Genomic DNA, 26,990 nt, shown 5'->3' on the forward strand with positions numbered 1-26,990 from the left:
TGCGATAGTAATGAAACCCGATGCTCTAGGCTTTTTTTATCCAGAAGTCGATAAGGAAAAATGTGTAGATTGCGGTTTATGTGAGAAAGTTTGTGCATTCAACGATCATTATGATACGAGTTTTAACTTTGACAAACCTTTGGCTTATGCTACACGACATAAAGATATGAATGAAGTCGAGACAAGTCGCAGCGGGGCAGCATTTATAGCTATATCTGATTATATATTGGAACAAGGTGGTGTTGTTTATGGTGCAGGTTATAAAGATCATTTTCGTGTTGTTCATAAACGTGCTGTTACTAAAGCTGAAAGAGATGAGTTTAAAGGAAGTAAGTATGTACAAAGTGATATGAATACAGTGTTTCGTCAGATAAAAAAAGATTTGCGTGATGGATTGATTGTACTATTTTCAGGGACTCCATGTCAGACTTCCGGTTTAAACTCTTATGTGGGTAAACGTTTACGTACGAATCTCTTTTTAATTGATATTGTTTGTCATGGTGTGCCTGGACCCTATTTATGGAGAGATTACCTTGCTTATTTAGAAAAAAAACAAGGTTCACCTATTTGTTGGGTGAATTTTCGCGATAAGCAAAAATTTGGATGGGCAGCTCATTATGAAACGTTTAAATTTGTTAAGGGGGGGGTAAAATGAGTTTTACATTTTTGTTTTATAAACACATAATGCTTCGCAAATCATGTGGAAAATGTCACTTTACTAATCTTCATCGTCCTAGTGATATAACAATTGCTGATTTCTGGGGATGGAAAAAAACAGATTCCAATATTAATTCTGATGATAAAGGTGTTTCTTTGGTTCTAATAAATACGGAGAAAGGACGAAAATTGTTTGAAATGGTTCAATCTAGGATGATTGTAATAACCGCAGAATTAGATAATTGTATTCAACCCAATATGATATATCCAACAAGAATGGATTCACATAGGGATGATTTTGAAAAAGACTATGTAAATCATGGATTTGAATACGTCTTTAGAAAATATGGTGAAGACGGGTGGAGATATAAGCTAGAAAAAAGTAAGCAACAATTTATAGTTAAGGTTAAATCTATTGCTAAATTCTTATTACGGAGAAAATGAAAATTGGCATATTAACATTTCATCGAGCTGATAATTTTGGAGCAGCTTTACAAGCATATGCTTTGCAAACATACCTTCAACGAAAGGGGTATGATGCAAGTATTGTTGACTATCGTTGCAAAGCAATAGAACAAGTTTATAGTATTTTAAACTATCAAATTTTTTTTCAAAGAAAAAATCTATTAAAGTCTATCTATATATTTTGCTTTAATCTATGGAATCATCGTGAAATGTATAGTAAAAAGAAAGCATATGATTTATTCAGATCAAAATACCTCAAATTATCAAATTGTAATAACAAAGAAATAGAAAATTTAAATTACGATGCTTATATAGCAGGAAGTGATCAAATTTGGAATTTTTCTTTACTGCATGGATTGAATAAATATTATTTTTTAGATTTTCCCATGCCAGCTAAAGCTTTAAGAATTTCCTATGCAGCAAGTTCAGAAATAGCATCTTTTCACTTATTTAAAAAATATCAAGATGATTTGATTAGATTATTAGAATCATTTGATTTTTTATCAGTAAGAGAAAATCAATTAAAGGATGAACTAGCCAGTTATACACATAAAGATATTTCTGTGTGTATAGATCCTACTTTTTTACTTGACTGTGAAGACTATGAAAAAATATTGGTCAAACCGCAAGAAACAAATTATATTCTTGTATATCATATGTCAGAAACCCAAGAATCTGTCGAATTAGCAAATTTTATTGCTAAAAGAAAAGGTCTAATGGTGGTTGAAGTTCATGCAAGTTTCTATTCAAACAAGGGCAAACGACATAAGAGAGGGCTTGGTCCATTAGAAATAGCAGGATATATAAAATATGCTGATACAGTCATAACTAACTCTTTTCACGGTGTTGCATTATCTATTATTTTGAATAAAGAACTTTGGGTTATAAATAGATATGAAAGTGCCCGACTTAAAACTTTGTTATCTAATGCTGGATTATTAGAAAGATATATAAAATCCAAGGACGAATTCAAGGAAAATATAATAGATTATCCTATGGTAAAAAGCAAATTAGAATCATATATTTCCAGATCAAAACAGTATCTAAACGAATCATTAAACTTTTCTTGCAGATGAAAATAGCCTTTTATGTTGCAAATGAGAATATTGAAAATATTGATTTTCGAAAGGTTGACGAAGGCAATCCCGGAGTCGGAGGGTCTGAGTATTCTGCAGTCCTAATAGCCTCTCAATTATGTATAAGAGGATATATTGATTGTATCATGCTCTGTGATAAACCAGGTACATTTCCATCGTCTTTATGCTGGAATGCTTGCAAGGATTTTATTGGAGCTATTAAATATAGCATCCACAACAAGATAGATTTTCTTGTTGTGGATGGTAAACTATTGACTAAAGATATTGTTTGCCGATTCAATAAAGTGAAATTTGTTGGATGGGCAAATACATTCATTAAAGATGATAGCAAAGATTTCATCTCGCGAATGAACAATGTTATTAAGATTGTTAATGTTGGAAAAGAAGAACTTGAGCAAACAAAAGGGCATCCTATTTATGATAAGTCTTGTTATATTTTTAATGCTGTTCCGACAAATGTTTTGAGTCATTATCCGACTCTTACCCCTAATAAGTTAAGATCACCCAACGTGTGCTATATAGGCAGTTTGCATGCAGCTAAAGGCTTTCAATATTTAGCAAAGGCATGGCCTTCTATTATTAAAGAAATACCCGGGGCTCAATTATATGTCATTGGTTCTGGAAAATTATATGGGAGAAATACAAAACTAGGTAAATGGGGAATTGCTTCATTTGAATTTGAGCGCGAATTTATACCCTTTATCACAAAAGATGATAAAATACTAAATTCTGTACATTTTTTGGGTATTATGGGAAATGAAAAATATGATATTTTAGAGAAGTGCAAAGTTGGAGTTCCGAATCCAAGTGGAGTATCAGAGACCTTTGGATATACAGCTGTTGAAATGCAATTTATGGATTGTCAGGTTACAACTATCAAATGTGCTGGATATATTGACACTGTCTATGAAAAAAGCAATCTTTATGATAACACAGACCAGCTTGCTGACTATGTAATTCGGCTTTTAAACAATGATTGTTATAATAAAAAAGCTACAATGGATTATATAAAGCAATTTTCTATTGAAAATGTGATAATAGAATGGGAGAAATTATTTCTAAATATTGAGTCGGATAATCTTATTATCAAAGAAGCAATTACTCTAGAAATTATATTAAATACATTCATATATTATTATAACAGATTAAGAACTTACGTTAAAAAACTGGTAAAATGGATGCTGAAAAAATAAAGAAGTGCTGTTTCATCATTGTTTACTTTGGACGGTTTAATAATTATTTCCCATTATTTTTGAGATCTTGTGCTAAGAATACAGATTTTAATTGGCTTGTAATAACCGATGATGAAACAAAATATAATTATCCCGAGAATTTCATAGTTAAAAAAATATCTTTTAAAAAAATGCGAGATTTAGTGCAATCAAAATTTGATTTTCCTATTGCATTAGAAACGCCATATAAACTGTGTGACTACAAGCCGGCTTATGGATATCTTTTTGAAGAGTATCTTTCTGAATTTCAATTTTGGGGGCATTGCGATACAGATACTATAATGGGGGATTTGTCGAATTTTATAACGGATGATCTTCTGAAGAAATATGATAAATTATTTTGTTTAGGCCATATGGTTTTGTATCGTAATTCATACGAAACCAATAGAATTTTCATGCACGATTATAAAGGAATATCTTTATATAAGAATGCGTTTACGACAAACTCAATAGCTACTTTTGATGAAGAATATCTTTATGATAACAATATTAATCGAATATTTTTAGCTGAAAACAGACCTGTATATATAAAGGATTTCTCATTTAATTTTCATATGAGCTATTACCGTTTTGTTCGTGTAGAATATATTGGAAAATATAAGGAGAAATCTAAGTATGGATATTTAGCAGAGCCCTATAGAAATGCAATTTATTTGTGGGATCATGGTCATATTGTTCGGTATATGAAAAAAGGGGCACGGCTCGTTTTCGAAGAAATGGCCTATATACATTTGCAGAAGCGCAAAATGTTATTTTCTTCTGATTTGTTATTAAATGATATTGTAAAAATTATTCCTAATCGTTTCTGCGAATTAGAATATCCAATCATTACGCTTGATAATTTTGATAAAATTAAAAAATGGGATAGCCAAATGGAGATTGCTAGTTCTTTTATAAGACGTAATTTGATAAAGATCAAGGAAAAAATTGATTTATGGAAAAAATAAAATACTTTTTTGAATGTCTCATACCTATTACTGCTTGTAACATCAAATGCCACTATTGTTATGTGGTACAAAGAGATAATCGTAAGATGAAAATGGCAGATATGAAATATTCTACTGAATATATTGGTCGAGCGCTATCTAAAGAACGTCTTGGAGGTATAGCATACTTTTCACTGTGTGGAGCTGGTGAAACAATGATGCAAAAAGATTTGCCCGAGTTGATGCTTGCTCTATTGAAAGAAGGACATTATGTTAATATCACCACGAATGGAACTATTACGAAAGCCTTTAAAAGAATAGCGGAAGTAATACCGTCGGACCTTTTGAAACATGTACAGTTCTCTTTTTCCATGCATTTGATAGAATTGAAGAGAATTAATTATGTAGATAAGTTTTTCGATAATATCAAATATGTGCATAATTTAGGATGCTCATTTTTGGTTCAAGTGAATTTATGTGACGAATATGAATCTTATTTTGATGAAATCAAACAATTGTGTATGGACAATGTGGGAGCATTGCCCCAGATTGCGGCAACACGTGATGAGTTAAATCTTTCAAAAGATATCCGTTTGTTAACTCAACATTCAAAGGAAGAATATGTTAGAAAAGGTAATGAATTCAACTCTCCTCTATTTGATTTTACTATGAAGAATTTTATGGTGAAACGCTATGAATACTGCTATTCAGGCAAGTGGGGGGGAAGTTTAAATATGGCTACAGGTGAATTCAGATCTTGCTATGCATCTCCCTATACGATCAACCTTTACAAGGATATAGAGAGGCCTATTAAGTTCTTTTCTGTTGGTCATCATTGTCGTTCTCCATTCTGTATGAACTCTTCTCATTTCATAAGTTTCGGAGTCATTCCTGAATACAAAGCTCCCACTTACTATGAATTGAGGAATCGTAAAACAAAGGAGGGATGGAATTGGATTAATGATGAGATGAAAGAAATCATGTCGCAAAAACTGTATGATAATCATAATTGTGACACTAAATGGGAGACATTTTGCTCGTCTTATGTACACTACGAATGTTTATTACTTAGTGGCATAAAAGGATTCATTCCAAAAAACTTAAAACTGTTCATAAAGAATGTATTATATAGATAGGCTTAAAACTCTTGTTCCGCCCTATTTCCGTTTTAAAAAAAATTATTGGTTAGCAAGGGAATCCAAGATAGAGTTGCCAAAAGAGAAAAGAATTTTTATTTTCTTGGCAGCTAATTATGGAAATTTAGGTGACATTGCTATTACTTATGCTCAACATCAGTTGCTACATTTCTGGAAACCTGATTATACTATCGTCGAAATTCCATCAAATTGTTCGTACTCTTATCTTAAAAGTGTTGTTAAACAAGTATCTAATGAAGATATAGTTACTTTTGTAGGAGGAGGAAATATGGGAGATATGTATCCTCTTTATGAGAATCTTCGTCAGATTATTGTTTCATTACTTCCTATTAATGAAATTTTACAATTTCCGCTAACTGCGGATTTCTCTGATTCGTTAGAAGGTAGGCAAACAATGAAGGCTGCTCAAAGAATATATGGTAGTCATAAGCATTTGAAAATACTAGCTCGAGAGAGTAGAACCTCTGATTTCCTTTTTGAACTATTAAATAAATCAGTAGTAGTCGTGCCGGATGTTGTGTTGACCTTGGATTATTTGAAACTCGACAATCAACGCAAAGGTTTCTCGATTTGTTTAAGAGATGATAAAGAGAAGTTCCTTTCTTGGAATGATGTTTCTGATATAATAGAAGTCGTTCAAACTTATTCCGAACCTTTTGAAAGGACAGATACTGTTCTCAGCGATACGATGATTACCTTAGATAATAAAGAATATTATCTGAATGAATTCTTACTCAATCTGTCTAGTAAAAAACTAATGGTTACAGACCGATTACATGGGATGATATTTGCATATATTACTGGGACTCCTGCTATTGTATTTTCTAATAGCAATCAAAAAGTAAAAAACTGTTTTGAATGGATAAAAGACTGTGGATATATTTTCTATATGGATAGTTTTGATAAAAAATCTTTCATAGTTAATGTAGATGCTGTAATGAAAGCCAAACCTAACAAACAGTTGTTTGATGCAAAGAGAAAAGAGTTCTATAATCAAATTTTAAATGTCTTATGATTAGTGTTATTATTCCTATTTATGATGTTGAGCAATATATTGAACGATGCGCAAGGTCTGTATTGGAACAAACTTACAATGATATAGAATTTATCTTTGTAAATGATTGCACAAAGGATCATTCAATGGAGATTCTGCAAAAGGTTATATCCGATTATCCAAATCGTAATGTTAGAATAATTAATAAACCTAAGAATGAAGGTTTACCCCAAGCCCGAAAGACCGGATTCTTAGCTTCAAAAGGGAAATATATTATTCACTTTGATTCTGATGACTGGGTAGAATCTGATTACATTGAAAAAATGTATGTATCGGCAGTTAAGAATGATTCTGATATAGTCATAGCTCATTATTATGAAAATTATACCGATAAACAAGTTGTGATAGAAGGTCCTCGATTCGACATGGCTTCGGATGGAATAAATATGATGCTTAGAGCACAATTGCATTCGGGTGTTTGGAACAAATTAGTGAGAAGAGAAATGTATGAAGGCTTGGAATTTCCCATTGCCAATATGCATGAGGATTTGGTAATCATGGTGCAAATTTTTGTAAATGTTAAAAAAATATCATTTATAGATAAACCATTCTATCATTATAATCTGACAAACTCGGGCTCTTTGACTAGCGACGAATACTCGCTGAAACGTGCTAGCAGTGTATATGAAAACCTGAAAATGATAGAGCGGATTTTAGTAAACAAGGACCTTTTTCAGAAGCATGAGGCTGCGTTCTGTAACTTTGTTAATACTTTTAAGGGAGCTTGCATGTTGAGAAAGGCCACGAGAAAGAAAGAATGGCTTGTTGATTTATATGCTCCTTCTTCTTGTTATGTATTTTCGGAGAATAGAATATCTCTGATAAAGAAGATTCTACTTTGGGGAGCTTTTCGAAATTTTTTTTGGCCTTATAAGTTGATTGATTTTATCCGCTGAAAGTTATTATATAGAACTTGAATTATGAATGAACGTTTCTTATTATTAACATCACTACTTCTTTTTCATTCTATATTTGTATATCTTGATGACGGTAGTGGAATAGGGCGAATAATTCAGGCTATGAGTACTGTGGCTCTCATTGCACTTTTATTAGTCAAGCGGAAATATAAATTGTTGCCACAGTTTAAGACTATTAATAGATTAGTTGTAATATATTGTATTGGATTGTTTGTAATATCTTATTTAAGCAAAGATATAAATATGAATAGTCTTGATAGTTTAAGATTGGGTAATAAAGAAGATTTAAGACTATCATCATATACTTTAGGAATACTTCAGGCTCTTTCTGTTCTTACGTCATTCATTTATATTGAATACTTAAGTAGCATAAATAAGACTGAAATACTATTTAGAACATTTTATAAAGTGTCACTTTTCTATATCATTATATCTGATTTAGTATTTCTTGTAATTGGAAGTATTGGCGAACAAGGTTATTTAATCGGGAATAAGTTTTCATTGTGCTATATGCATATTTTATGCTATGTTTTTTACTACATATATTCTTATAAAAGGAATGTTATACCTAATAAATGCATAAGTATAATGTTGATAATTATGACATTATTAATGTCGATATTGGCAGAATGTACAACAACCTTACTTGGAATGTTGGTTATTGTATTTCTGTTTAATACTAAAAGACGCTTTGGGTTTATTCTATTCAAGCTAAAAACTTACGTCATAATTCTATCTTTGGGTGTTTTGTTTATTTTCTTTTATAGTTTTATACTTGATATACAAATTGTTCAAGATTTTATAGTGAATATACTTCATGAGGACATAACTTTGACTGGAAGAACTGAAATTTATGATGCCTTGATTCCCATCTTATCTGTTAGACCATTATGGGGGGTCGGTGTAGGAAATTCGCATTGGGTTTTAGCGTATCTACTAGGTGTAGCTAATGCTCAAAATGGTTTAGTGAATCTATATATTGAAGAGGGGCTAACATGCACAGTATTGTATTTGCTTATATTTATAAGTGTATTTAAATATGTTAAGGATAAAATCGCTCATTCTTTTTCTTATCCTCTTTTGTGCTACATTTTGTTTTTTTTCATTGTGGGATTAGTAGAGATTACAATAGACAATAAATTGCTTGTTGTTATCTCATTTCTAATTGCTTATGATTATAATAAATACAATCATATATGCCAAAAATAAGTATTATTGTTCCAATTTACAACGTTGAGAAATACTTGGATCGTTGTATGACTTCGTTACTTAATCAAACTTTGAAGGATATAGAAATTATTATGGTTGACGATGCCTCTCCTGATAATTGCCCTAGGATGTGCGATGAGTATGCAAAGAAAGATAATAGAGTTAAAGTCATACATAAGAAAAATGCGGGGCTTGGATTTGCAAGAAATTCCGGCATAGATATGGCATGTAGCGAATACATCGCTTTTGTCGATTCAGATGATTATGTAACTCTTGACGCTTATGAAAAACTATACAATGCAGCTGTCCGGTACGGGGCTGATTGTGTATTTGCTGGCATTCAAACAGAAACTGCTGCGGGTATTTGGGATAAAGAAATTGAAGTCAAGGAAGAGACTCTCTTAACTCAAGATGGTATTCGAGAATATTTGTTTGATATGATTGCTACTCTTCCCGGAAATAAAATAGAAAGGCTTCATTCCATGTCTGTATGGCATTCTATTTACAAGAAGTCTATCATTGATCAGTATGGAATGCGTTTTCTTTCAGAGAGAGAACTTGTTTCGGAAGATATTCCTTTTCAAATAGATTTTTTCTTGAAAAGCAAAAAGATGGTATTACTTCCATTCGCAATGTATTATTATTGTCTCAATGGAACTTCACTGACTACTACATTCAAGCCTGAAAAATTTGAGCGATTTATAAAGCTTAGAAGCTGTCAAATTGAAAAATTGGGTAAATCAAATGAAACAATGTTGAGAATCAACCGTTTCTTTTTGGGATATTGTAGGGTCCAGTTGATTCAGCTCATTGGTTCTGACAGAAAAGATAAATTGAATATTATGAGATGTATGCTTGATCACCCTATATGGAAAGAAATAATCCCCCGATATAAGGTCCATTATCTTCCTTTAGCTCAAGCGATCATTTATTGGTTGACAATACACAAACGAATTTATATCTTGTTTGCTTTCTGTAAATTATTTTATTGGAGCAAAAAGATGGCGAATAAAAGGGTTTAACTCTGGAATTCTAATCCTTAGAGATTTTAAAATGTGAGGCCAGTTTAAGATACATGTGAGGTAAGCACTAAAATTAGGATCTAAAATGGATGGTTACCTTCATCGAGAATCAAATTAAAAAAGATATGTATATGTTAACATGGTTCCTGACAAAATCACTTTGGCTGCAAGTCAATATTAAATTTAACCTAATTTATTAACAAAAATCGGTTTAGAGCATAATTATATGCCCTTTCAAAGGGGGATGTCCTAAATTGAGTGCTTACATTCATTGCTAAAGAGACTACCGACTTATGAAATCCATATTGTGTACTTCAAAATAATAATATAAATAATGAAAGTTCTTTTAATTGATGTGTATAACTACAATAAAGGCGGAGCGGAAACTGTCTGTTTCAATACAGGGAAAATGTTGAAAGAGCTCGGGCATCAGGTGGTATATTTCACCTTAAAATGGTCGAAGAACACTCCGTCACCTTATTCCAAATACTTTCCCGAATCGAAGGAAACTCGAAAGGGACCAATGAAAGGAGTAAAAAATTTAGTAAATTACTTCTACCATTTTGAAGCTGCAAGAAACATGGAACAATTGATAAAAGACGAGCAACCTGATATTGCTCATATCCATTTACTTTGGGGACAAATAACACCGTCTGTGTTCCCTGTATTGAAGAAATATGACATACCTATCGTTTTCACAGTGCATGATTATAGGATTGTGTGCCCGGCATACACATTCCGAGATGGCAGTGGACGTATTTGTGAAGATTGTAAAGGCAGATATTTTTATAAATGCTTCACTCACACTTGTACAAAAGGCGACAAAGTGATGAGTGCGGTTATGGCGGCTGAACAATATTTCCGTAATTGTTTTTTTAATCCTGCGAAATATATAGATGGATTTATTTATGTAAGTTATTTTTCGAAGGAAATACAGGAGAAGTATATGCCAGTTGTTAGACAAAAAACTAATATTGTTCTTTATAACTTTTCTACATCTATAGTTGCTGAAAAGAATTTTTTTATAGATAAATATTTTTTATTTTTCGGACGCTTGTCTTATGAGAAAGGGGTAAAAACTTTGATGGAAGCATTTAGGAGAAAAAATAGCTACCAGTTGCGAATTGTTGGAACAGGTCCTTTGGAAAGCGAACTTAAGGATTTTAAGGAAAAACACGATTTGAATAACATTAAATTTTTGGGTTATAAGAAAGGAGAAGAGCTTGTTTCTTTGGTAAAGAACGCGTATTTTGTTATTGTTCCTTCCGAATGGTATGAAAATAATCCCATGACTATTATTGAGTCTTATTCTTTAGGCACACCTGTTATTGGGGCGCAAATAGGTGGTATTCCTGAAATTGTTATAGATAATAGTACAGGCTTTCAGTTTAAAAGTGGAAATGTAGATAATTTGTTGGATAAGATAGAACAGGCTTTACTTTTATCAAATGAGGAGTATGAACTATTCAGCCAAAATACGATAGATTTTGCTAAACGGAATTTTGGTTTGACAAATTACTATCCGAAACTAATAAATTTCTATAATCGATTTTTAAATAAATAGTTTTACATGAAAATTATAGTAACTGGCACTCGGGGTATCCCTGATATTCTGGGCGGTGTCGAGACACATTGTGAGGAGCTTTTTCCACGTATTGTGAGGAAAGGTATTGACGTCAGTCTGATTCGCAGGAGGAGTTACGTCCATGATTCGCTTACGGAATATAGGGGGGTAAAACTGGTGGACCTAGCGACTCCCAAGAGAAAGTCGTTGGAGGCTATCATTCATACATTCAAAGCTATATTGAAAGCTAAAAGCCTGCATGCGGATATTGTACATATCCATGCTATAGGACCTGCACTGGTGACACCATTGGCACGCCTGCTGGGCATGAAGGTGGTCTTCACGCACCATGGTCCCGATTACGACAGGGACAAATGGGGATGGGCGGCTAAAACCATGTTGAAACACGGCGAACGGATGGGTGTCATGTTCGCCAATGAGGTGATTGTTATCTCGGAGGTGATCAACGACCTCCTGGTGCGCAAATACGGGCGGAGAGACTGCCACCTGATTTACAACGGAGTACCTGCGCCGGATAAGGTGGCGGATACGGACTATCTGAAAAGCCTGGGGGTAGAATCCCATAGTTACGTGTTTGCCATGGGACGTTTTGTACCGGAAAAGAACTTTCATCAGTTGATTCGTGCTTTTGCAGCTCTGAAACAACAGAACTATAAACTGGTGCTTGCAGGCGATACAGATTTTGAGGATGATTATTCAAAGAAACTGAAGTCTTTGGCAAAAGAAAATGGGGTAATTCTGACTGGTTTTATTAAAGGTACTAAGTTGCATGAACTGCTAACTCATGCCCGTTGTTTTGTTTTGCCGTCTTCTCATGAAGGTTTACCTATCGCTTTATTGGAGGCGATGAGCTATGATCTTCCAGTGATTGTGAGTAATATCCCTGCAAATCTGGAAGTAGGGCTGGCTTTTGATTGCTATTTTCAGACAGGGAATGAAAAGCAACTACAGGAAAAATTACAAAAGAATTTAGTGCAGGATTTTTGTCCTGTCCATTATTTAATGGATGAGTATAACTGGGATAGAATAGCAGAACAGGTTGTTTCTGTATACGAAAATATGTTTTAATTTTTATATATTTAAGTTTGTTGTTATGCAGGAAGTCCAACGTTTTAACAAAGTCCTAAAGTCTTTGGTCCTTTTAGGGGATCTTATTTTGCTGAACCTGCTTTTATGGGGATTTAATTTGTTTCTGGGTACCCGTTTCTGGTGTATCCATTGCGGTTCTATCTTTCAGGGGATGGCTCTTGTCACTCTGTGCTATTTACTTTGTAACATGCATTCAGGTGTCATTCTTCATCGTCCTGTGGTTCGTCCCGAACAGATCATGATCCGTGTCTTACGTAACATGGTTCCTTTTGTTTTTTTTTCGGTTTGTATGTTGCTTGTTTTTCATTTTCATTTTTCTCATTCCCGTTATTTCGGATTATTTTATGTCGCTTTAATAATTGTTATTGTCAGCTATCGTTTAATTTTTCGTCACTTTCTGGAGCTTTATCGGAAAAAGGGGGGGAATGTCCGCAAGGTAGTATTGGTTGGGAGCCATGAGAATATGCAGGAACTTTATCATGCGATGACGGATGATCCTACGTCCGGTTATCGTGTACTGGGGTATTTCGAGGATTTTCCTTCGGACCGGTATCCGCAGGATGTTCCATATTTGGGACAACCAAACGAAGTAAGTGCTTTTTTAGAAAAACATGCGGGAGAGATCAATCAGCTTTACTGTAGTCTTCCTTCTGTGCGTAGTGCGGAGATTGTTCCCATCATTAATTACTGCGAAAACCATCTGGTCCGTTTCTTTAGTGTTCCTAATGTCCGTAACTATTTGAAGCGTAGGATGCATTTTGAGTTATTGGGTAATGTTCCTGTACTTTCCATTCGTTGTGAACCATTGGAGTCATTAGAAAACCGTATAATTAAGCGTGCTTTTGATATTGTCTGCTCGGGGTTATTTCTTATTACTGTCTTTCCGTTCGTCTATATATTCTTCGGAGTTGCAATTAAATTAAGTTCTCCCGGTCCTGTCTTTTTCAAACAGAAACGTAGTGGTGAGGATGGTCGTGAATTCTGGTGTTATAAGTTCCGTTCAATGCGGGTGAATGCGCAATGTGATACTCTTCAGGCTACAGAAAATGATCCTCGTAAAACACGTATTGGAGAGATTATGAGAAGGACTAGTGTAGATGAATTACCTCAGTTCATCAATGTATTGAAAGGGGATATGTCGATTGTAGGTCCCCGTCCACACATGTTGAAGCATACAGAGGAATATTCCAGTCTGATAAATAAGTTTATGGTTCGCCATTTTGTTAAACCTGGAATAACGGGCTGGGCGCAGGTGACGGGTTATCGTGGTGAGACGAAGGAGCTCTGGCAGATGGAGGGTCGTGTGCAGCGTGATATCTGGTACATAGAACATTGGACATTTCTGCTTGATTTGTATATTATGTATAAGACGGTGTATAATGCCATACATGGAGAAAAAGAAGCGTATTGATAGGATTGTAATTTATATTAAAAAATAATAATAAAAACTTAGGAATTAAAGGGCGTTTAATTATGAATTTGAGAATTATGATGAGAAAACTTAACAACAGACATTTATGGCTAATGCTGCTACCACTCTTACTGGTCGCTTGTCAGTCTTATAAAAAAGTACCTTATTTTCATGATGTGGATGTGGTGAATGAGGCAGAACAACAAGAAAAATTGTATGATGCTAAGATTATGCCAAAGGATTTGTTGACCATTGTAGTATCATGTACTAATCCAGAATTAGCAGTACCTTTTAACTTGACAGTGGCTAGTAATGCTAGTTTGGCTGCGAATACTTCGTTTTATGTGACTACCCAGCCTGCATTACAGGCCTATTTAGTTGATAATGAAGGAAACATAAATTTTCCGGTATTAGGAGAATTGAAATTAGGCGGCTTAACTAAACGAGAGGCTGAGCGGTTGATAATAGATAAACTAAAGCCTTACATAAAAGAAAAACCTATTGTAACGGTACGTATGGTCAATTATAAAATATCTGTCATTGGAGAAGTTAGCCGACCTGGTACTTTTACTATCTCTAATGAAAAAGTAAATCTGTTGGAAGCATTGGCCATGGCGGGTGACATGACGGTATACGGTCTTCGTGATAATGTGAAGTTGATCCGTGAGGATGCAAACGGCAAACAGCAGATTGTCACCTTGGACTTGAATAAGGCCGAAACCATTCTTTCACCTTACTATTGGTTACAACAGAATGATATTGTCTATGTGACCCCCAATAAAGCAAAGGCTCGAAATTCGGATGTGGGCAACAGTACCAGTCTTTGGTTCTCCGCTACCTCTATTTTGGTATCTATCGTCAGCCTATTAGTAAATATTTTAAAATAATGATTTGCAATGAAAGAAACAGATTTCAACGAAGCAAAAGAATCTAAGGAAGAAAATATAGACGTCAAGGAGTTGTTGTTTAAATATTTGATCCACTGGCCCTGGTTTGTGGGTGCGGTTGTGGCGTGTCTGATTGCGGCATGGGTCTATTTATATATGTCCACTCCCGTGTATAATATTTCCGCTACGGTTTTGATAAAAGATGATAAAAAAGGGGGGGGGGCTGGAATGCTTTCCGGGTTGGAGAGTCTGGGATTGGATGGTATGGTCTCTTCTTCGCAGAATATTGATAACGAGATTGAGGTTCTTCGTTCAAAGACTATTGTTAAAGAGGTGGTTGAGGATTTGGGACTCTATATTTCTTATACAGATAAGGATGAATTTCCTTCCAGAAACATGTATAAGACTTCGCCTGTGCAAGTAAGCCTGACTCCGCAGGAGGCTGACTTGTTGGAGAAACCGATGATTGTGGAGATGACATTGCAACCACAGGGAAGTCTGGATGTGAATGTGAAGATAGGTGATGATGAATATCAGAAACATTTCGAAAAGTTACCGGCTGTTTTTCCCACCAATAAAGGAACACTTGCTTTCTTTCAGACACTAGATTCAATATTACCTTCTAAGAAATCGTCAGAGGAAATAGTGGGTGTAGAAGGAACTGTACGTAATATTACGGCAGTGATTAATAAGCCTTTGGCTGTAGCGAAAGGGTATTGTGGGAGTATGACTATCGAGCCGACTTCCAAAACCACTTCTGTGGCTGTCATATCATTGAAAAACTCAAATATACAGCGTGGCAAGGATTTTATCAATAAGTTATTAGAGATGTATAATATCAATACGAATAATGATAAGAATGAAGTGGCGCAGAAAACAGCAGAATTTATCAATGAACGTATTGGTATAATCTCCAAAGAACTGGGTAGTACGGAAAAGGATTTGGAAAGTTTCAAACGTGGGGCAGGTATTACTGATTTGACCAGTGATGCACAAATTGCTTTGACGGGTAGTGCTGAATATGAAAAGAAGCGTGTGGAGAATCAAACCCAGATAAATTTGCTACAGGACCTGCAGAAATATATGCAAAATGAAGGTTATGAGGTTCTACCCAGTAATATCGGATTGCAGGATTTGAATCTTGCAGCTGCCATCAACCGTTATAATGATGTGCTTGTTGAGAGGAAACGTTTATTACGTACATCAACGGAGAATAATCCTACCATTATAAACCTGGATACCAGTATCGGTGCAATGAAAGAGAATATCCAAGTCTCTTTAGACAGGGTTTTGCGTGGATTATTTATCACAAAGGCGGATTTGGATCGCGAAGCGAGCCGTTATTCCCGTCGTATCAGTGAGGCACCTGGCCAGGAACGTGAGTTTGTAAGTATTGCGCGTCAACAGGAGATAAAGGCCGGACTGTATCTGATGCTTCTTCAGAAGCGTGAGGAGAATGCTATAACTCTGGCTGCTACAGCCAATAATGCGAAGATTATAGATGATGCTATAGCGGATGATGCTCCCGTATCTCCTAAGGGTAAGATGATTTACCTGATTGCTTTAGTGTTAGGAGTTGGAATTCCGGTAGGGGTTATTTATCTGCTCGAATTGACTAAGTTTAAGATTGAAGGTCGTGCAGATGTAGAAAAGCTCACAAGTTTGCCTATTGTCGGTGATATCCCATTAACCGATGAAAAACAAGGAGCTATTGCTGTATTTGAGAATCAAAATAACCTGATGAGTGAGACTTTTCGAAATATCCGAACAAATCTTCAGTTTATACTTGAAAATGATAAGAAGGTGATTTTGGTTACTTCTACGGTCAGTGGTGAAGGTAAATCTTTTATCTCTGCTAATCTTGCTATCAGTCTTTCTTTATTGGGTAAGAAAGTAGTGATAGTCGGTCTTGATATTCGTAAACCGGGTTTGAATAAGGTCTTTAATATTCCTCGAAAAGAAATTGGTATAACTCAATATTTGGCCAATCCGGAAAAGAACTTGATGGATTTAGTACAGCTTTCTGATATCAGTAAGAATCTCTATATTCTTCCTGGTGGAACAGTTCCTCCTAATCCGACCGAATTGTTGGCTCGTGATGGCTTGGATAAAGCGGTTGAGACACTCAAGAAGAATTTTGATTATGTGATTTTGGATACAGCTCCTGTTGGTATGGTAACTGACACTTTGTTGATAGGACGTGTGGCTGATTTATCTGTTTATGTCTGTCGTGCAGACTATACCCACAAGAATGAGTATACTTTGATTAACGAACTTGCTGAAAATAATAAATTGCCTAAACTGTGTACTGTAATAAATGGTCTGGATTTAAAGAGAAGAAAGTATGGTTATTATTATGGTTATGGTAAATATGGCAAGTATTATGGCTATGGTAAGCGATATGGCTACGGTTATGGATATGGAGAACAATCTCATACCAAGGAAGACTAAAGTCATTAATGACTGATCTTTTTAAAGTTAATAATGTTATAGAGTATTTTTAATACTTTACACGAAAGTGAGATGGAACATGTAGGTCCCTAACTTCATGCTACACACATGAAGATCCCTACATTTTGTGGTCAGGAAATACACAGCGGTGTATTCCTGATCAACGCCCTCATATCGGTGTAAATCCGATGTGATTTCTATTATATCAACTGTCTGTGAAGATAGTTGATATTTTTTTTGTAATGCAATGACTGATGGATAATTTTTAGTAGCTTTGTGAAAAATATGATTGATATGGAAGATTTGCAAAGATTATATCCTATCGGGATTCAGACATTCTCGAAGATACGGGAGGGGAATTACCTCTATATTGATAAAACAGCATATGTTTATCGGATGACTCATTCGGCTTCCAGTTATATGTTCTTGAGCCGTCCACGACGTTTTGGGAAATCATTACTTACTTCTACGCTGCATAGCTATTTTTCCGGACGCAAGGACCTGTTTCACGGATTGGCTATGGAGAAACTGGAGAAGGAGTGGACGGAATATCCGGTACTTCACTTCGATATGAGTATGGCGAAACATGTGGATAAAGGAGGATTGGAACGTCTTCTTGATTTTATGCTTGCTGAATATGAACGTACGTTTGCTATTAACACAGTAGAGGGGGATGCCAATCTACGCTTAGTCAATCTTATTAAGCGTGCTTATGAGCAAACAGGTAAGAAGGTGGTTGTGCTTATTGATGAATATGATGCTCCTTTGCTTGATGTAGTACATGAACGGGAAAATCTGGATGTATTGCGTAACATCATGCGTAACTTCTACAGTCCGTTAAAAGCTTGTGATCCTTATTTGCGTTATGTATTTCTGACTGGTATTACTAAATTCTCACAACTAAGTATTTTTAGTGAGTTGAATAATATAAAGAATATTAGTATGGATGAGCCATACGCTGTTATCTGTGGAATTAGTGAAGATGAGATACGTTTGCAAATGAAGGATGATTTGGAAGGATTGGCAAAGAAATTGGGGATAACACCTGAAGAGGCTTTGATGAAATTGAAAGAAAATTATGATGGTTATCATTTCACTTCTCCTTCGCCCGATATATATAATCCTTTCAGTTTGCTAAATGCTTTTGCAGATGGAAAATTTGGATCTTACTGGTTTGGTAGCGGTACGCCTACGTATCTGATAAATATGTTGAAGAAGTTTGGCGTGGAACCTTCCGAAATTGGAAATAATAGGGTTTCGGTCGAGGATTTTGATGCACCAACAGAAAGGATGACAAGTATTATCCCGCTGTTATATCAAAGTGGCTATATCACTATTAAGAATTATGATGAGGAATTAGACTTGTATACATTGAATATTCCTAATAAGGAAGTGAGAATAGGCCTGATGAAAAGTCTTCTTCCACATTATGTCGGTAGTAAAGCTCCGGAAACCACGACAATGGTGGCGTATCTTTCCCGTGATATCCGTAATGGGGATATGGATACTGCATTACGCCGTTTGCAAACGTTCCTGTCCACTATACCGCAATGCGATAATACGAAATATGAAGGACACTATCAGCAGGTCTTTTATATCATATTTAGTTTATTAGGGTATTATGTGGATGTGGAAGTTCGTACTCCTCGTGGACGGGTAGATATAGTGCTTCGTACGAAGACTACATTGTATGTGATGGAACTGAAACTGGATAAAAGTGCGGGTGAAGCGATGGAGCAAATTGATTTGAAGAATTATCCGGAACGCTTTGCTTTATGTGGATTGCCTGTCGTAAAGGTGGCTGTCAGTTTTGATAGCGAACGGTGTACGATTGGGGGCTGGGAGATTATAAATGCTTAAGTATGTGAAAAATATGGTTGATATGGAAGATTTGCAAAGACTATATCCTATCGGGATACAGACATTCTCGAAGATACGGGAGGGGAATTACCTCTATATTGATAAAACGGAATATGTTTACCGGATGACTCATTCGGCTTCCAGCTATATGTTTTTGAGCCGTCCACGACGTTTTGGTAAGTCATTACTTACTTCCACGCTGCATAGCTATTTTTCCGGACGTAAGGAGCTGTTTCATGGATTGGCTATGGAGAAACTGGAGAAGGAGTGGACGGAATATCCGGTACTTCACTTCGATATGAGTACTGCCAAACATGCGGATAGTGAACAGTTGCTCCAAGAATTGAATCTGAAACTATATGGTTATGAACAGATTTATGGACGGCTGGAGGAGGAGGTTAATCCCAATCAGCGTTTGATGGGACTGATAAAACGTGCTTATGAGCAAACCGGCAAGAAAGTGGTCGTGCTTATTGATGAATATGATGCTCCTCTACTGGATGTAGTGCACGAATGGGAAAACCTGGATGTATTGCGTAATATCATGCGTAACTTCTACAGTCCGTTAAAAGCTTGTGATCCTTATTTGCGATATGTATTTTTGACTGGTATTACCAAATTCTCCCAACTAAGTATTTTTAGTGAGTTGAATAATATAAAGAATATTAGTATGGATGAGCCATACGCTGCTATCTGTGGAATTAGTGAAGATGAGATACGTTTGCAAATGAAGGATGATTTGGGAGAATTGGCAAAGAAATTGGAGATAACACCTGAAGAGGCTTTGATGAAATTGAAAGAAAATTATGATGGTTATCATTTCACATCTCCTTCGCCCGATATATATAATCCTTTCAGTTTGCTAAATGCTTTTGCTGATGGAAAATTTGGATCTTATTGGTTTGGTAGCGGTACTCCTACATATCTGATTAAGATGTTGAATAAATTCGGAGTGAAACCTTCCGAAATTGGATGTAAACAACTAAAGTCCTCAGCTTTCGATGCTCCTACTGAAACGATGACTGATGCAGTGCCTTTATTGTACCAAAGTGGGTATATCACTATTAAGGATTATAATAAGATGCTAGATCTTTATACGCTGGATATTCCCAATAAAGAAGTAAGACTAGGACTTATGGAGAGCCTTCTTCCTTATTATGTAGATAACAAGACACCTGAAGCAACTACCATGGTGGCATATCTTTTTTATGATATTCAGAATGGTGATATGGATGCTGCTTTACACCGTTTGCAGGAATTTCTGTCTACGATTCCCTACTGCGACAATACAAGGTTCGAAGGACACTATCAGCAGGTCTTTTATATCATATTCAGTTTGTTGGGGTATTATGTGGATGTGGAAGTTCGTACTCCTCGTGGACGGGTAGATATAGTACTTCGTACGAAGACTACATTGTATGTGATGGAACTGAAATTGGATAAAAGTGCGGGTGAAGCGATGGAGCAAATTGATTTGAAGAATTATCCGGAACGCTTTGCTTTATGTGGATTGCCTGTTGTAAAGGTGGCTGTCAGTTTTGATAGCGAACGGTGTACGATTGGGGACTGGAAGATTATAGGATGCTGATTATATTGTTGATTTATAGTTTATTATATACTTAGGTAAATGAAAATAGCTCCGTAAGGGGCTTTTTTCTTTTCTATCCGGAATAAAAGCTTCACCTTTGCATTGTTGATCAACAAAACGTGAATAAATAAACTTGAATTTAAATCTTTAAAAAAACGTAGTATGAGTGTAATTTACAAAGTCATTACGCGGCCAACAGATCCGCGTGTTCCCAATTCTCCTAAGAGATATTATCCGCATCTGATCACTTTAGGTCAGTCTGTCAATCTGAAATATATTGCACAGAAAATGCAGGATCGTTCTTCGCTGTCTGTCGGTGATATTAAGAGCGTAATCCAGAATTTTGTGGAAAAAATGAAGGAGCAGTTGCTGGAAGGTAAATCAATTAATATCGAAGGCTTGGGTGTGTTTATGTTGACTGCCCGTTCCAAGGGTGCGGAGTTGGCGAAGGATGTTAATGCTAAGAGTGTGGATAGTGTTCGCATCTTTTTCCAAGCCAATAAAGAGTTGCGTGTCACCAAAACTGCTACCCGTGCAGATGAGAAGTTAGACCTGATCAGTCTGGATGAATATCTGAAGAAAATTAGTGTTACTGTATCTCCCACAAATCCTGAAAAACCGGGTGAAGGCGAAGATGGTGGAGATGATGGTGATGATGGTGGAGAGGCACCGGATCCCGCAGCTTAATGCCTTGACAATTAATAGTTGACGGTTAGAGTGTCCATTTAGTGTTTAATTTTAAAAAAGAAATGTCTATGAAAAAAACGTGGAGTATTATTTTGAAAGTGATTATTGCTGTTGCTGGTGCGATTGCCGGAGTGGTTGGTGTGCAGGCAGCAACGTTGTAATTGATTATCTTATAAATAGGTATATTTATGAATGAATAACAGGCGGGAGAAATCCCGCCTGTTTGTGTTTAGATATAATAAGAGAGCTACACTTCTTCGCATACTCTCATTTCCATTCCTTTATATACTACAACAATCTTATGCAACTGTGTGGTGCCAATAGCATTTTTTACTGTATCTGTATCAGCATAACGGTTGGTTTGAGCGATACCTTCTAATCGTAATTCATCCACACGATTTTCGGGGTCTTTGTATTTAGCATATTTCAACTCGATTATGTAGCTGTGTTTCATATCCGGATAAATATCTAATAATGGAGATAAGAAGATGTCAGCATATCCTTCTTGTGTATCTGCTTCCGAAATAGGGCGGTAGAACCGGTTTTGTGCAGTCATGGCTAGCGTGAAACCATGTACGAAAAATTCTCCTTTTTGCTTGTCGCGTTGGGAGGCGTAGCGTTTCAGGCAATCAGCTATGTAGTCAAAATAAGCTTTCCAGGTACCTCGATAAGCGAGCGAACTGGATAATTCATTTTTCTCATAATTGCTAAAGCTTAAGTTGGCTTCATTGTAAGTGTTCAACAAATAGGTGTAAAGTTGTTCGCGAACTACCTGATTGGGAATGGTGAGTTTGCACTTTCCTTCATGTGTGCCACTAATAGTAAGCATGCCAAAATAATAGAGTAGGCTTATGAAATTGTCCGGATCAATAATACTGGCGGCTGGGAATCCTTTTTTCACTTCTCCAGTGATGTATCCTTGGCTTACTAAAGTCTGTATGATGGAAGCATCGTGCGCAAACTCCTTGTCTTTGCGGATGAGCATACGCAATTTTTCGTAGTCAATACGGATGTTGTCTTCTACCATATCTTTCGGTATTTCACCGTTATATTCTATATAATTTTTGACGAAATAAAGCACCATATTGGAATTGTACATCGTATCTTTACCATAGCATTCCTGTGCAAAACAGTAATTGTCATACCATGGTTTCATGATTTCTATCAACTCATTGATGGTATGATTGAAATGCCCTGTATTAGAATAATAAGTTAACATTTCGCGAACCTCACTTTCTGTGAATCCCATCAGTTCGTTGAATCTTGGTGACAATGAGTAGTTAGTGCCGATATTGAAGCCGCTGGTCAAGTCATCCATTGTCACGGGACTGACACCTGTGATGAAGCAACGTTTAATACTGGAGTCTGTGCCGGATTTTATTTTATTGAAAAAAGCACGTAAATAACCTTCTTTGTGTGTCTCATCAGTGTAACGGTTTAAGCTGTCGACATCAGAGAGTATTGTATTGGTGAAATGGTCGTATTCATCAATGAAGAGATAAATCTTTTGATTGACACGGGCGCACTCCGTAAACAGATATTCGAATTGGCTGACGGCTCCGTCTTTTTCGTCCATTTTTTCTTTGATTCCTTCAGGTAAGTAGTCAGCATAAACGTCGCAGAAATAGTCAAATACGATTCTGCAATGTTCGTCCAGACCTTTGCGGTAGCTGTGTAAATCTCCACTTATTCCCGAGAAATTTAATTTTATTACCAGATAGCTATTGCGATCCTTTGTGGGATGCTTTCCAATATAAAGATCGCCAAACAAAGCGTCAAACTTTTCTTTGGCACGTACATCATAATAATGTTGAAGCATATTCAAAGTCAGACTTTTTCCGAATCGGCGCGGGCGGATAAAAAAGAAAAAACGATCTGATTGCTCTATCAAGGGGATGTAAGAGGTTTTATCCACGTAATAATAATTATCCAAACGGATGTCCTCGAAGTTCATCATACCATAAGGTAACAACTTCCTGTCTGATGATACATATTTCATAATTAATGTCTTTTATATGAATGCACTTTGAATAAGTGTATACAAAGATACTTTCTTTCCGCTATTTTCCCAAACAAACGTTCTTTCTTTTTGTTTCGTGCTATTTGTTAGGAGTATCGCTCTATATTTTAACAAAATAGAAAATCTAATCAAACTCGTTGGCTGAATAGCGGATTTTATCTACCTTTGCATCTCAATTAAATGCGTCATTTTAAGCGAGAAAAAACATGATTCGAAAAATAATAAAAGCTCTTTGGATATTTTTGGCAGTCGTTGTGTTGGCTATTGTTGTCATCTTTGTCTCTATCTCAAAGGGTTGGATTGGCTATATGCCTCCTGTAGAGGAACTTGAGAATCCGAGCTATAAATTTGCAACGGAGATTTTTTCTGAAGATGAGAAAGTGCTTGGTACATGGTCTTACAGCAAGGAGAACCGGGTGTACACGGCTTACAAGGATTTGTCACCCAGCATTATCAATGCTCTTATTGCAACGGAAGATGTTCGTTTTGTCGAGCATTCCGGGATTGATGCCAAAGCGTTGTTCCGTGCATTTGTGAAACGTGGTTTGATGTTTCAGAAAAATGCAGGTGGGGGTAGTACCTTGTCGCAACAGTTAGCTAAACAGTTGTTTACGGAAAATGTGGCGAGAAATACACTTCAGCGTCTTTTTCAAAAACCAATTGAATGGGTGATTGCAGTGAAACTTGAACGTTACTACACCAAAGAGGAAATATTGAGTATGTATCTCAATAAATTTGATTTTCTGAATAATGCTGTTGGTATCAAAACTGCTGCATATACCTATTTTGGCTGTGAACCGAAGGACTTGAAGGTTGAAGAAGCAGCTACGTTGGTGGGTATGTGTAAGAATCCGTCACTCTACAATCCGGTTCGTTTCAACGAACGTTCCCGTGGCCGTCGTAATGTGGTGCTCGAGCAGATGCGTAAAGCCGGATATATCACAGATGCAGAATGTGATTCTTTGCAGGCTCTTCCGTTGAAACTGACATATAATCGTGTTGACCACAAAGAGGGGCTGGCTACTTATTTCCGTGAATATCTCCGTGGCGTCATGACAGCACCGAAACCGGTAAGAAGTGATTATCGTGGTTGGCAAATGCAGAAATTCTATGAGGATTCTATCGCTTGGGAAACTAACCCGTTATATGGTTGGTGTGCGAAAAACAAGAAGAAAGACGGTACAAATTATAATATCTATACAGATGGATTGAAGATTTATACAACTATCAATTCACGTATGCAGCAGTATGCCGAAGATGCTGTAAAAGAGCATTTGGGTGATTATCTGCAACCTGTATTCTTCAAAGAAAAAGAGGGAAGTAAGAATGCTCCGTATGCACGATCACTACCGGAAAAACGAGTGGAAGAGTTGTTGACGAAAGCAATGAAACAAACGGAACGTTATCGCCTCATGAAAGAGGCGGGAGCTTCGGAACAACAGATTCGTAAGGCGTTCGATACACCGGAAGAAATGACTGTCTTTTCCTGGAAGGGTGATAAAGATACGATTATGACACCGATGGATTCCATCCGCTACTACAAATCTTTCTTGCGGACGGGATTTATGTCAATGGATCCGGCAAACGGACACGTGAAGGCTTATGTGGGCGGACCGAATTATGTATATTTCCAGTATGATATGGCGATGGTGGGACGTCGTCAGGTAGGTTCTACTATTAAACCGTATTTATATACATTGGCAATGGAGAACGGATTTTCTCCTTGCGATCAGGCACGCCACGTAGAGCAGACTTTGATTGATGAGAATGGGACTCCCTGGACACCACGTAATGCAAATGATAAGCGTTATGGAGAAATGGTGACTCTGAAATGGGGATTGGCAAACTCCGATAACTGGATTTCTGCATACCTGATGGGTAAGCTGAATCCGTATGATTTGGTACGCTTGATCCATAGTTTCGGTGTACGCAATAAAGCAATTGATCCGGTGGTTTCACTTTGTCTGGGACCTTGTGAAATTTCTGTCGGTGAAATGGTCAGCGCATACACGGCTTTTGCCAATAAGGGAATCCGGGTGGCTCCATTGTTCGTTACTCGCATTGAGGATAGTGATGGCAATGTCATTTCTACTTTTGCACCGCAAATGGAAGAAGTGATAAGCGCGTCGAGCACTTACAAGATGCTGGTTATGCTGCGTGCCGTTATCAATGAGGGAACGGGTGGACGTGTTCGTCGATATGGAATTACCGCCGATATGGGTGGAAAAACAGGAACGACCAATGATAACTCCGATGCCTGGTTTATGGGATTTACTCCTTCACTGGTATCCGGTTGTTGGGTAGGAGGGGACGAACGTGATATTCACTTCGGTAGAATGACCTATGGACAGGGGGCTGCTGCAGCTTTGCCTATCTGGGCGATGTATATGAAGAAAGTATATGATGACCCGACTTTAGGATATGACCAGCAGGAGAGATTCAAACTTCCTGAAGGATTTGACCCGTGTGCCGGTTCGGAAACTCCTGATGGCGAAGTGGAAGAAAGAGGACTGGACGATCTTTTCAATTAAAGAAGTGCACAAGTATATTGTTTGCATAGGGAGTAATTACAATAGGAAAGAGAACCTGACTTTTGCCAGACAGAAGTTGACTGAATCGTTCTCTTCTATTTGTTTTGCTCCCGAACTGGAAACTAAACCTTTGTTTTTTAAGAATCCGGCTCTGTTTTCCAACCAAGTGGCTCTGTTCTATTCCGATAAGGATGAAGAGACGGTGAGGAAAATGCTGAAAAATATAGAACAGAGGTCCGGGCGTCGTCCGGAGGATAAGAAAGAGGAAAAAGTATGTCTGGATATTGACATGCTTTTATATGATAACAAAATATTAAAACCGGAAGATTGGCAAAGGGGATATATACAACAGTCATTATCAGCTTTCCATTCTTCATTATTTATTAAGTAGATGAAATTTCTTGGAATTATACCTGCCCGCTATGCATCCACTCGTTTTCCTGCGAAACCGTTGGCTATGTTAGGCGGAAAAACAGTCATACAACGTGTATACGAACAGGTGGCAGGCGTTTTAGATGACGCCTATGTAGCTACGGATGATGAACGCATTGAAGCTGCCGTTAAGGCGTTCGGGGGAAAGGTTGTGATGACTTCCGTTCACCATAAAAGTGGTACGGATCGTTGTTATGAAGCTTGTACCAAGATTGGAGGTGATTTTGACGTCGTAGTGAATATACAAGGAGATGAGCCTTTTATTCAGCCTTCACAACTGGATGCGGTAAAGGCTTGCTTCGAGGATGTAACCACGCAGATTGCTACATTGGTGAAGCCTTTTACTGCCGATGAACCGTTTGCCGTACTGGAAAACGTGAATTCACCGAAAGTGGTAGTCAACAAGAACTGGAACGCACTTTATTTCAGCCGTTCTATCATTCCTTATCAGCGTAATGCCGAGAAACAGGACTGGTTGAAGGGACATACCTACTACAAGCACATCGGATTGTATGCTTATCGTACAGAGGTGCTGAAAGAGATTACCATGCTTCCACAGTCTTCTTTGGAGTTGGCCGAATCTTTGGAGCAGCTTCGCTGGCTGGAGAACGGATACAAAATAAAGGTAGGTATCAGTGAAGTGGAAACTATTGGAATTGATACGCCGCAAGACTTGGAACGGGCAGAAGAATTTTTGAAGAATAGAAGTTAAT

At 36.8% G+C, this 26,990-nt stretch carries 23 protein-coding genes; 22 read left to right on the top strand and 1 reads right to left on the bottom strand.

What is annotated here, in order from left to right; genetic code table 11:
• The first annotated feature begins 10 nt into the window (after positions 1 to 10).
• The 19 genes from AAHJ11_RS14275 (at position 11) to AAHJ11_RS14365 (ending at position 21,455) form a co-directional block, all read left to right on the top strand.
• Positions 11 to 655, top strand: a complete 645-nt coding sequence (locus tag AAHJ11_RS14275) for a Coenzyme F420 hydrogenase/dehydrogenase, beta subunit C-terminal domain (protein ID WP_413579682.1) — start codon at positions 11 to 13, stop codon at positions 653 to 655.
• Positions 652 to 1,101 (top strand): Coenzyme F420 hydrogenase/dehydrogenase, beta subunit C-terminal domain, encoded by a 450-nt coding sequence (locus tag AAHJ11_RS14280; RefSeq protein ID WP_413579685.1) that lies wholly within the window; start codon positions 652 to 654, stop codon positions 1,099 to 1,101. The genes AAHJ11_RS14275 and AAHJ11_RS14280 overlap by 4 nt, the downstream gene beginning before the upstream one ends.
• Complete coding sequence (locus AAHJ11_RS14285) at positions 1,098 to 2,198, top strand: polysaccharide pyruvyl transferase family protein (protein WP_413579686.1); 1,101 nt, start codon at positions 1,098 to 1,100, stop codon at positions 2,196 to 2,198. Before AAHJ11_RS14280 ends, AAHJ11_RS14285 begins: the two co-directional genes overlap by 4 nt.
• Positions 2,195 to 3,412, top strand: coding sequence for a glycosyltransferase (locus AAHJ11_RS14290; protein WP_413579688.1), 1,218 nt, complete (start codon positions 2,195 to 2,197; stop codon positions 3,410 to 3,412). Before AAHJ11_RS14285 ends, AAHJ11_RS14290 begins: the two co-directional genes overlap by 4 nt.
• The gene (locus AAHJ11_RS14295; RefSeq protein ID WP_413579689.1) at positions 3,394 to 4,398 is read left to right on the top strand and encodes a DUF6625 family protein; all 1,005 of its coding nucleotides are present in this window, start codon (positions 3,394 to 3,396) and stop codon (positions 4,396 to 4,398) included. Before AAHJ11_RS14290 ends, AAHJ11_RS14295 begins: the two co-directional genes overlap by 19 nt.
• Positions 4,386 to 5,513 (top strand): radical SAM protein, encoded by a 1,128-nt coding sequence (locus tag AAHJ11_RS14300; RefSeq protein ID WP_413579690.1) that lies wholly within the window; start codon positions 4,386 to 4,388, stop codon positions 5,511 to 5,513. The genes AAHJ11_RS14295 and AAHJ11_RS14300 overlap by 13 nt, the downstream gene beginning before the upstream one ends.
• A complete protein-coding gene (locus AAHJ11_RS14305) occupies positions 5,497 to 6,549 on the top strand; it encodes a polysaccharide pyruvyl transferase family protein (RefSeq protein WP_413579692.1) in 1,053 nt (350 codons plus the stop codon). Before AAHJ11_RS14300 ends, AAHJ11_RS14305 begins: the two co-directional genes overlap by 17 nt.
• Positions 6,546 to 7,484, top strand: coding sequence for a glycosyltransferase family 2 protein (locus tag AAHJ11_RS14310; RefSeq protein ID WP_413579693.1), 939 nt, complete (start codon positions 6,546 to 6,548; stop codon positions 7,482 to 7,484). The genes AAHJ11_RS14305 and AAHJ11_RS14310 overlap by 4 nt, the downstream gene beginning before the upstream one ends.
• Positions 7,485 to 7,508: 24 nt before the next feature.
• A complete protein-coding gene (locus tag AAHJ11_RS14315; RefSeq protein ID WP_413579694.1) occupies positions 7,509 to 8,714 on the top strand; it encodes an O-antigen ligase family protein in 1,206 nt (401 codons plus the stop codon).
• Complete coding sequence (locus AAHJ11_RS14320; protein WP_413579695.1) at positions 8,702 to 9,736, top strand: glycosyltransferase family 2 protein; 1,035 nt, start codon at positions 8,702 to 8,704, stop codon at positions 9,734 to 9,736. The genes AAHJ11_RS14315 and AAHJ11_RS14320 overlap by 13 nt, the downstream gene beginning before the upstream one ends.
• Positions 9,737 to 10,070: 334 nt before the next feature.
• Complete coding sequence (locus AAHJ11_RS14325) at positions 10,071 to 11,300, top strand: glycosyltransferase family 4 protein (RefSeq protein ID WP_413579696.1); 1,230 nt, start codon at positions 10,071 to 10,073, stop codon at positions 11,298 to 11,300.
• Between the two features lie 6 nt (positions 11,301 to 11,306).
• Complete coding sequence (locus AAHJ11_RS14330) at positions 11,307 to 12,389, top strand: glycosyltransferase family 4 protein (protein WP_413579697.1); 1,083 nt, start codon at positions 11,307 to 11,309, stop codon at positions 12,387 to 12,389.
• Between the two features lie 25 nt (positions 12,390 to 12,414).
• Positions 12,415 to 13,821: an undecaprenyl-phosphate glucose phosphotransferase gene (locus tag AAHJ11_RS14335; RefSeq protein WP_413579699.1), complete on the top strand. Its 1,407-nt coding sequence runs from the start codon at positions 12,415 to 12,417 to the stop codon at positions 13,819 to 13,821.
• Positions 13,822 to 13,883: 62 nt separating this feature from the next.
• The gene (locus tag AAHJ11_RS14340) at positions 13,884 to 14,708 is read left to right on the top strand and encodes a polysaccharide biosynthesis/export family protein (RefSeq protein WP_413579701.1); all 825 of its coding nucleotides are present in this window, start codon (positions 13,884 to 13,886) and stop codon (positions 14,706 to 14,708) included.
• Positions 14,709 to 14,717: 9 nt separating this feature from the next.
• Entirely contained in the window at positions 14,718 to 17,159 is a 2,442-nt protein-coding gene (locus AAHJ11_RS14345; RefSeq protein WP_413579702.1) for a GumC family protein, read from the top strand.
• Between the two features lie 294 nt (positions 17,160 to 17,453).
• Complete coding sequence (locus tag AAHJ11_RS14350) at positions 17,454 to 19,019, top strand: ATP-binding protein (protein ID WP_004303423.1); 1,566 nt, start codon at positions 17,454 to 17,456, stop codon at positions 19,017 to 19,019.
• 13 nt (positions 19,020 to 19,032) lie between these two features.
• Positions 19,033 to 20,607, top strand: coding sequence for an ATP-binding protein (locus AAHJ11_RS14355; protein ID WP_259023459.1), 1,575 nt, complete (start codon positions 19,033 to 19,035; stop codon positions 20,605 to 20,607).
• A gap of 162 nt (positions 20,608 to 20,769) precedes the next feature.
• Positions 20,770 to 21,294 carry an HU family DNA-binding protein gene (locus AAHJ11_RS14360; protein WP_122138472.1) on the top strand — a complete coding sequence of 175 codons (525 nt, stop codon included), beginning with the start codon at positions 20,770 to 20,772 and terminating at the stop codon, positions 21,292 to 21,294.
• Positions 21,295 to 21,362: 68 nt separating this feature from the next.
• Positions 21,363 to 21,455 carry a smalltalk protein gene (locus AAHJ11_RS14365; RefSeq protein ID WP_004295819.1) on the top strand — a complete coding sequence of 31 codons (93 nt, stop codon included), beginning with the start codon at positions 21,363 to 21,365 and terminating at the stop codon, positions 21,453 to 21,455.
• 86 nt (positions 21,456 to 21,541) lie between these two features.
• Here the strand turns inward: AAHJ11_RS14365 and AAHJ11_RS14370 are convergent, their stop codons facing one another.
• Positions 21,542 to 23,293 (bottom strand): ATP-binding protein, encoded by a 1,752-nt coding sequence (locus AAHJ11_RS14370; RefSeq protein WP_259023013.1) that lies wholly within the window; start codon positions 23,291 to 23,293, stop codon positions 21,542 to 21,544.
• 227 nt (positions 23,294 to 23,520) lie between these two features.
• Here AAHJ11_RS14370 and AAHJ11_RS14375 point away from each other — a divergent pair, with 227 nt between their 5' ends.
• Genes AAHJ11_RS14375 through kdsB form a run of 3 tightly spaced genes read left to right on the top strand, consistent with a single transcriptional unit; the run spans position 23,521 to position 26,989 of the window.
• Positions 23,521 to 25,845, top strand: a complete 2,325-nt coding sequence (locus AAHJ11_RS14375) for a transglycosylase domain-containing protein (protein ID WP_122138474.1) — start codon at positions 23,521 to 23,523, stop codon at positions 25,843 to 25,845.
• 4 nt (positions 25,846 to 25,849) lie between these two features.
• Entirely contained in the window at positions 25,850 to 26,236 is a 387-nt protein-coding gene (locus AAHJ11_RS14380) for a 2-amino-4-hydroxy-6-hydroxymethyldihydropteridine diphosphokinase (RefSeq protein ID WP_298045708.1), read from the top strand.
• Entirely contained in the window at positions 26,237 to 26,989 is a 753-nt protein-coding gene (kdsB, locus tag AAHJ11_RS14385) for a 3-deoxy-manno-octulosonate cytidylyltransferase (protein WP_148367397.1), read from the top strand.
• The last annotated feature ends 1 nt before the right edge of the window (position 26,990 follow it).

The organism is Bacteroides sp. 90-K9/2, assembly GCF_047310725.1.
GTDB lineage: Bacteria > Bacteroidota > Bacteroidia > Bacteroidales > Bacteroidaceae > Bacteroides > Bacteroides vicugnae.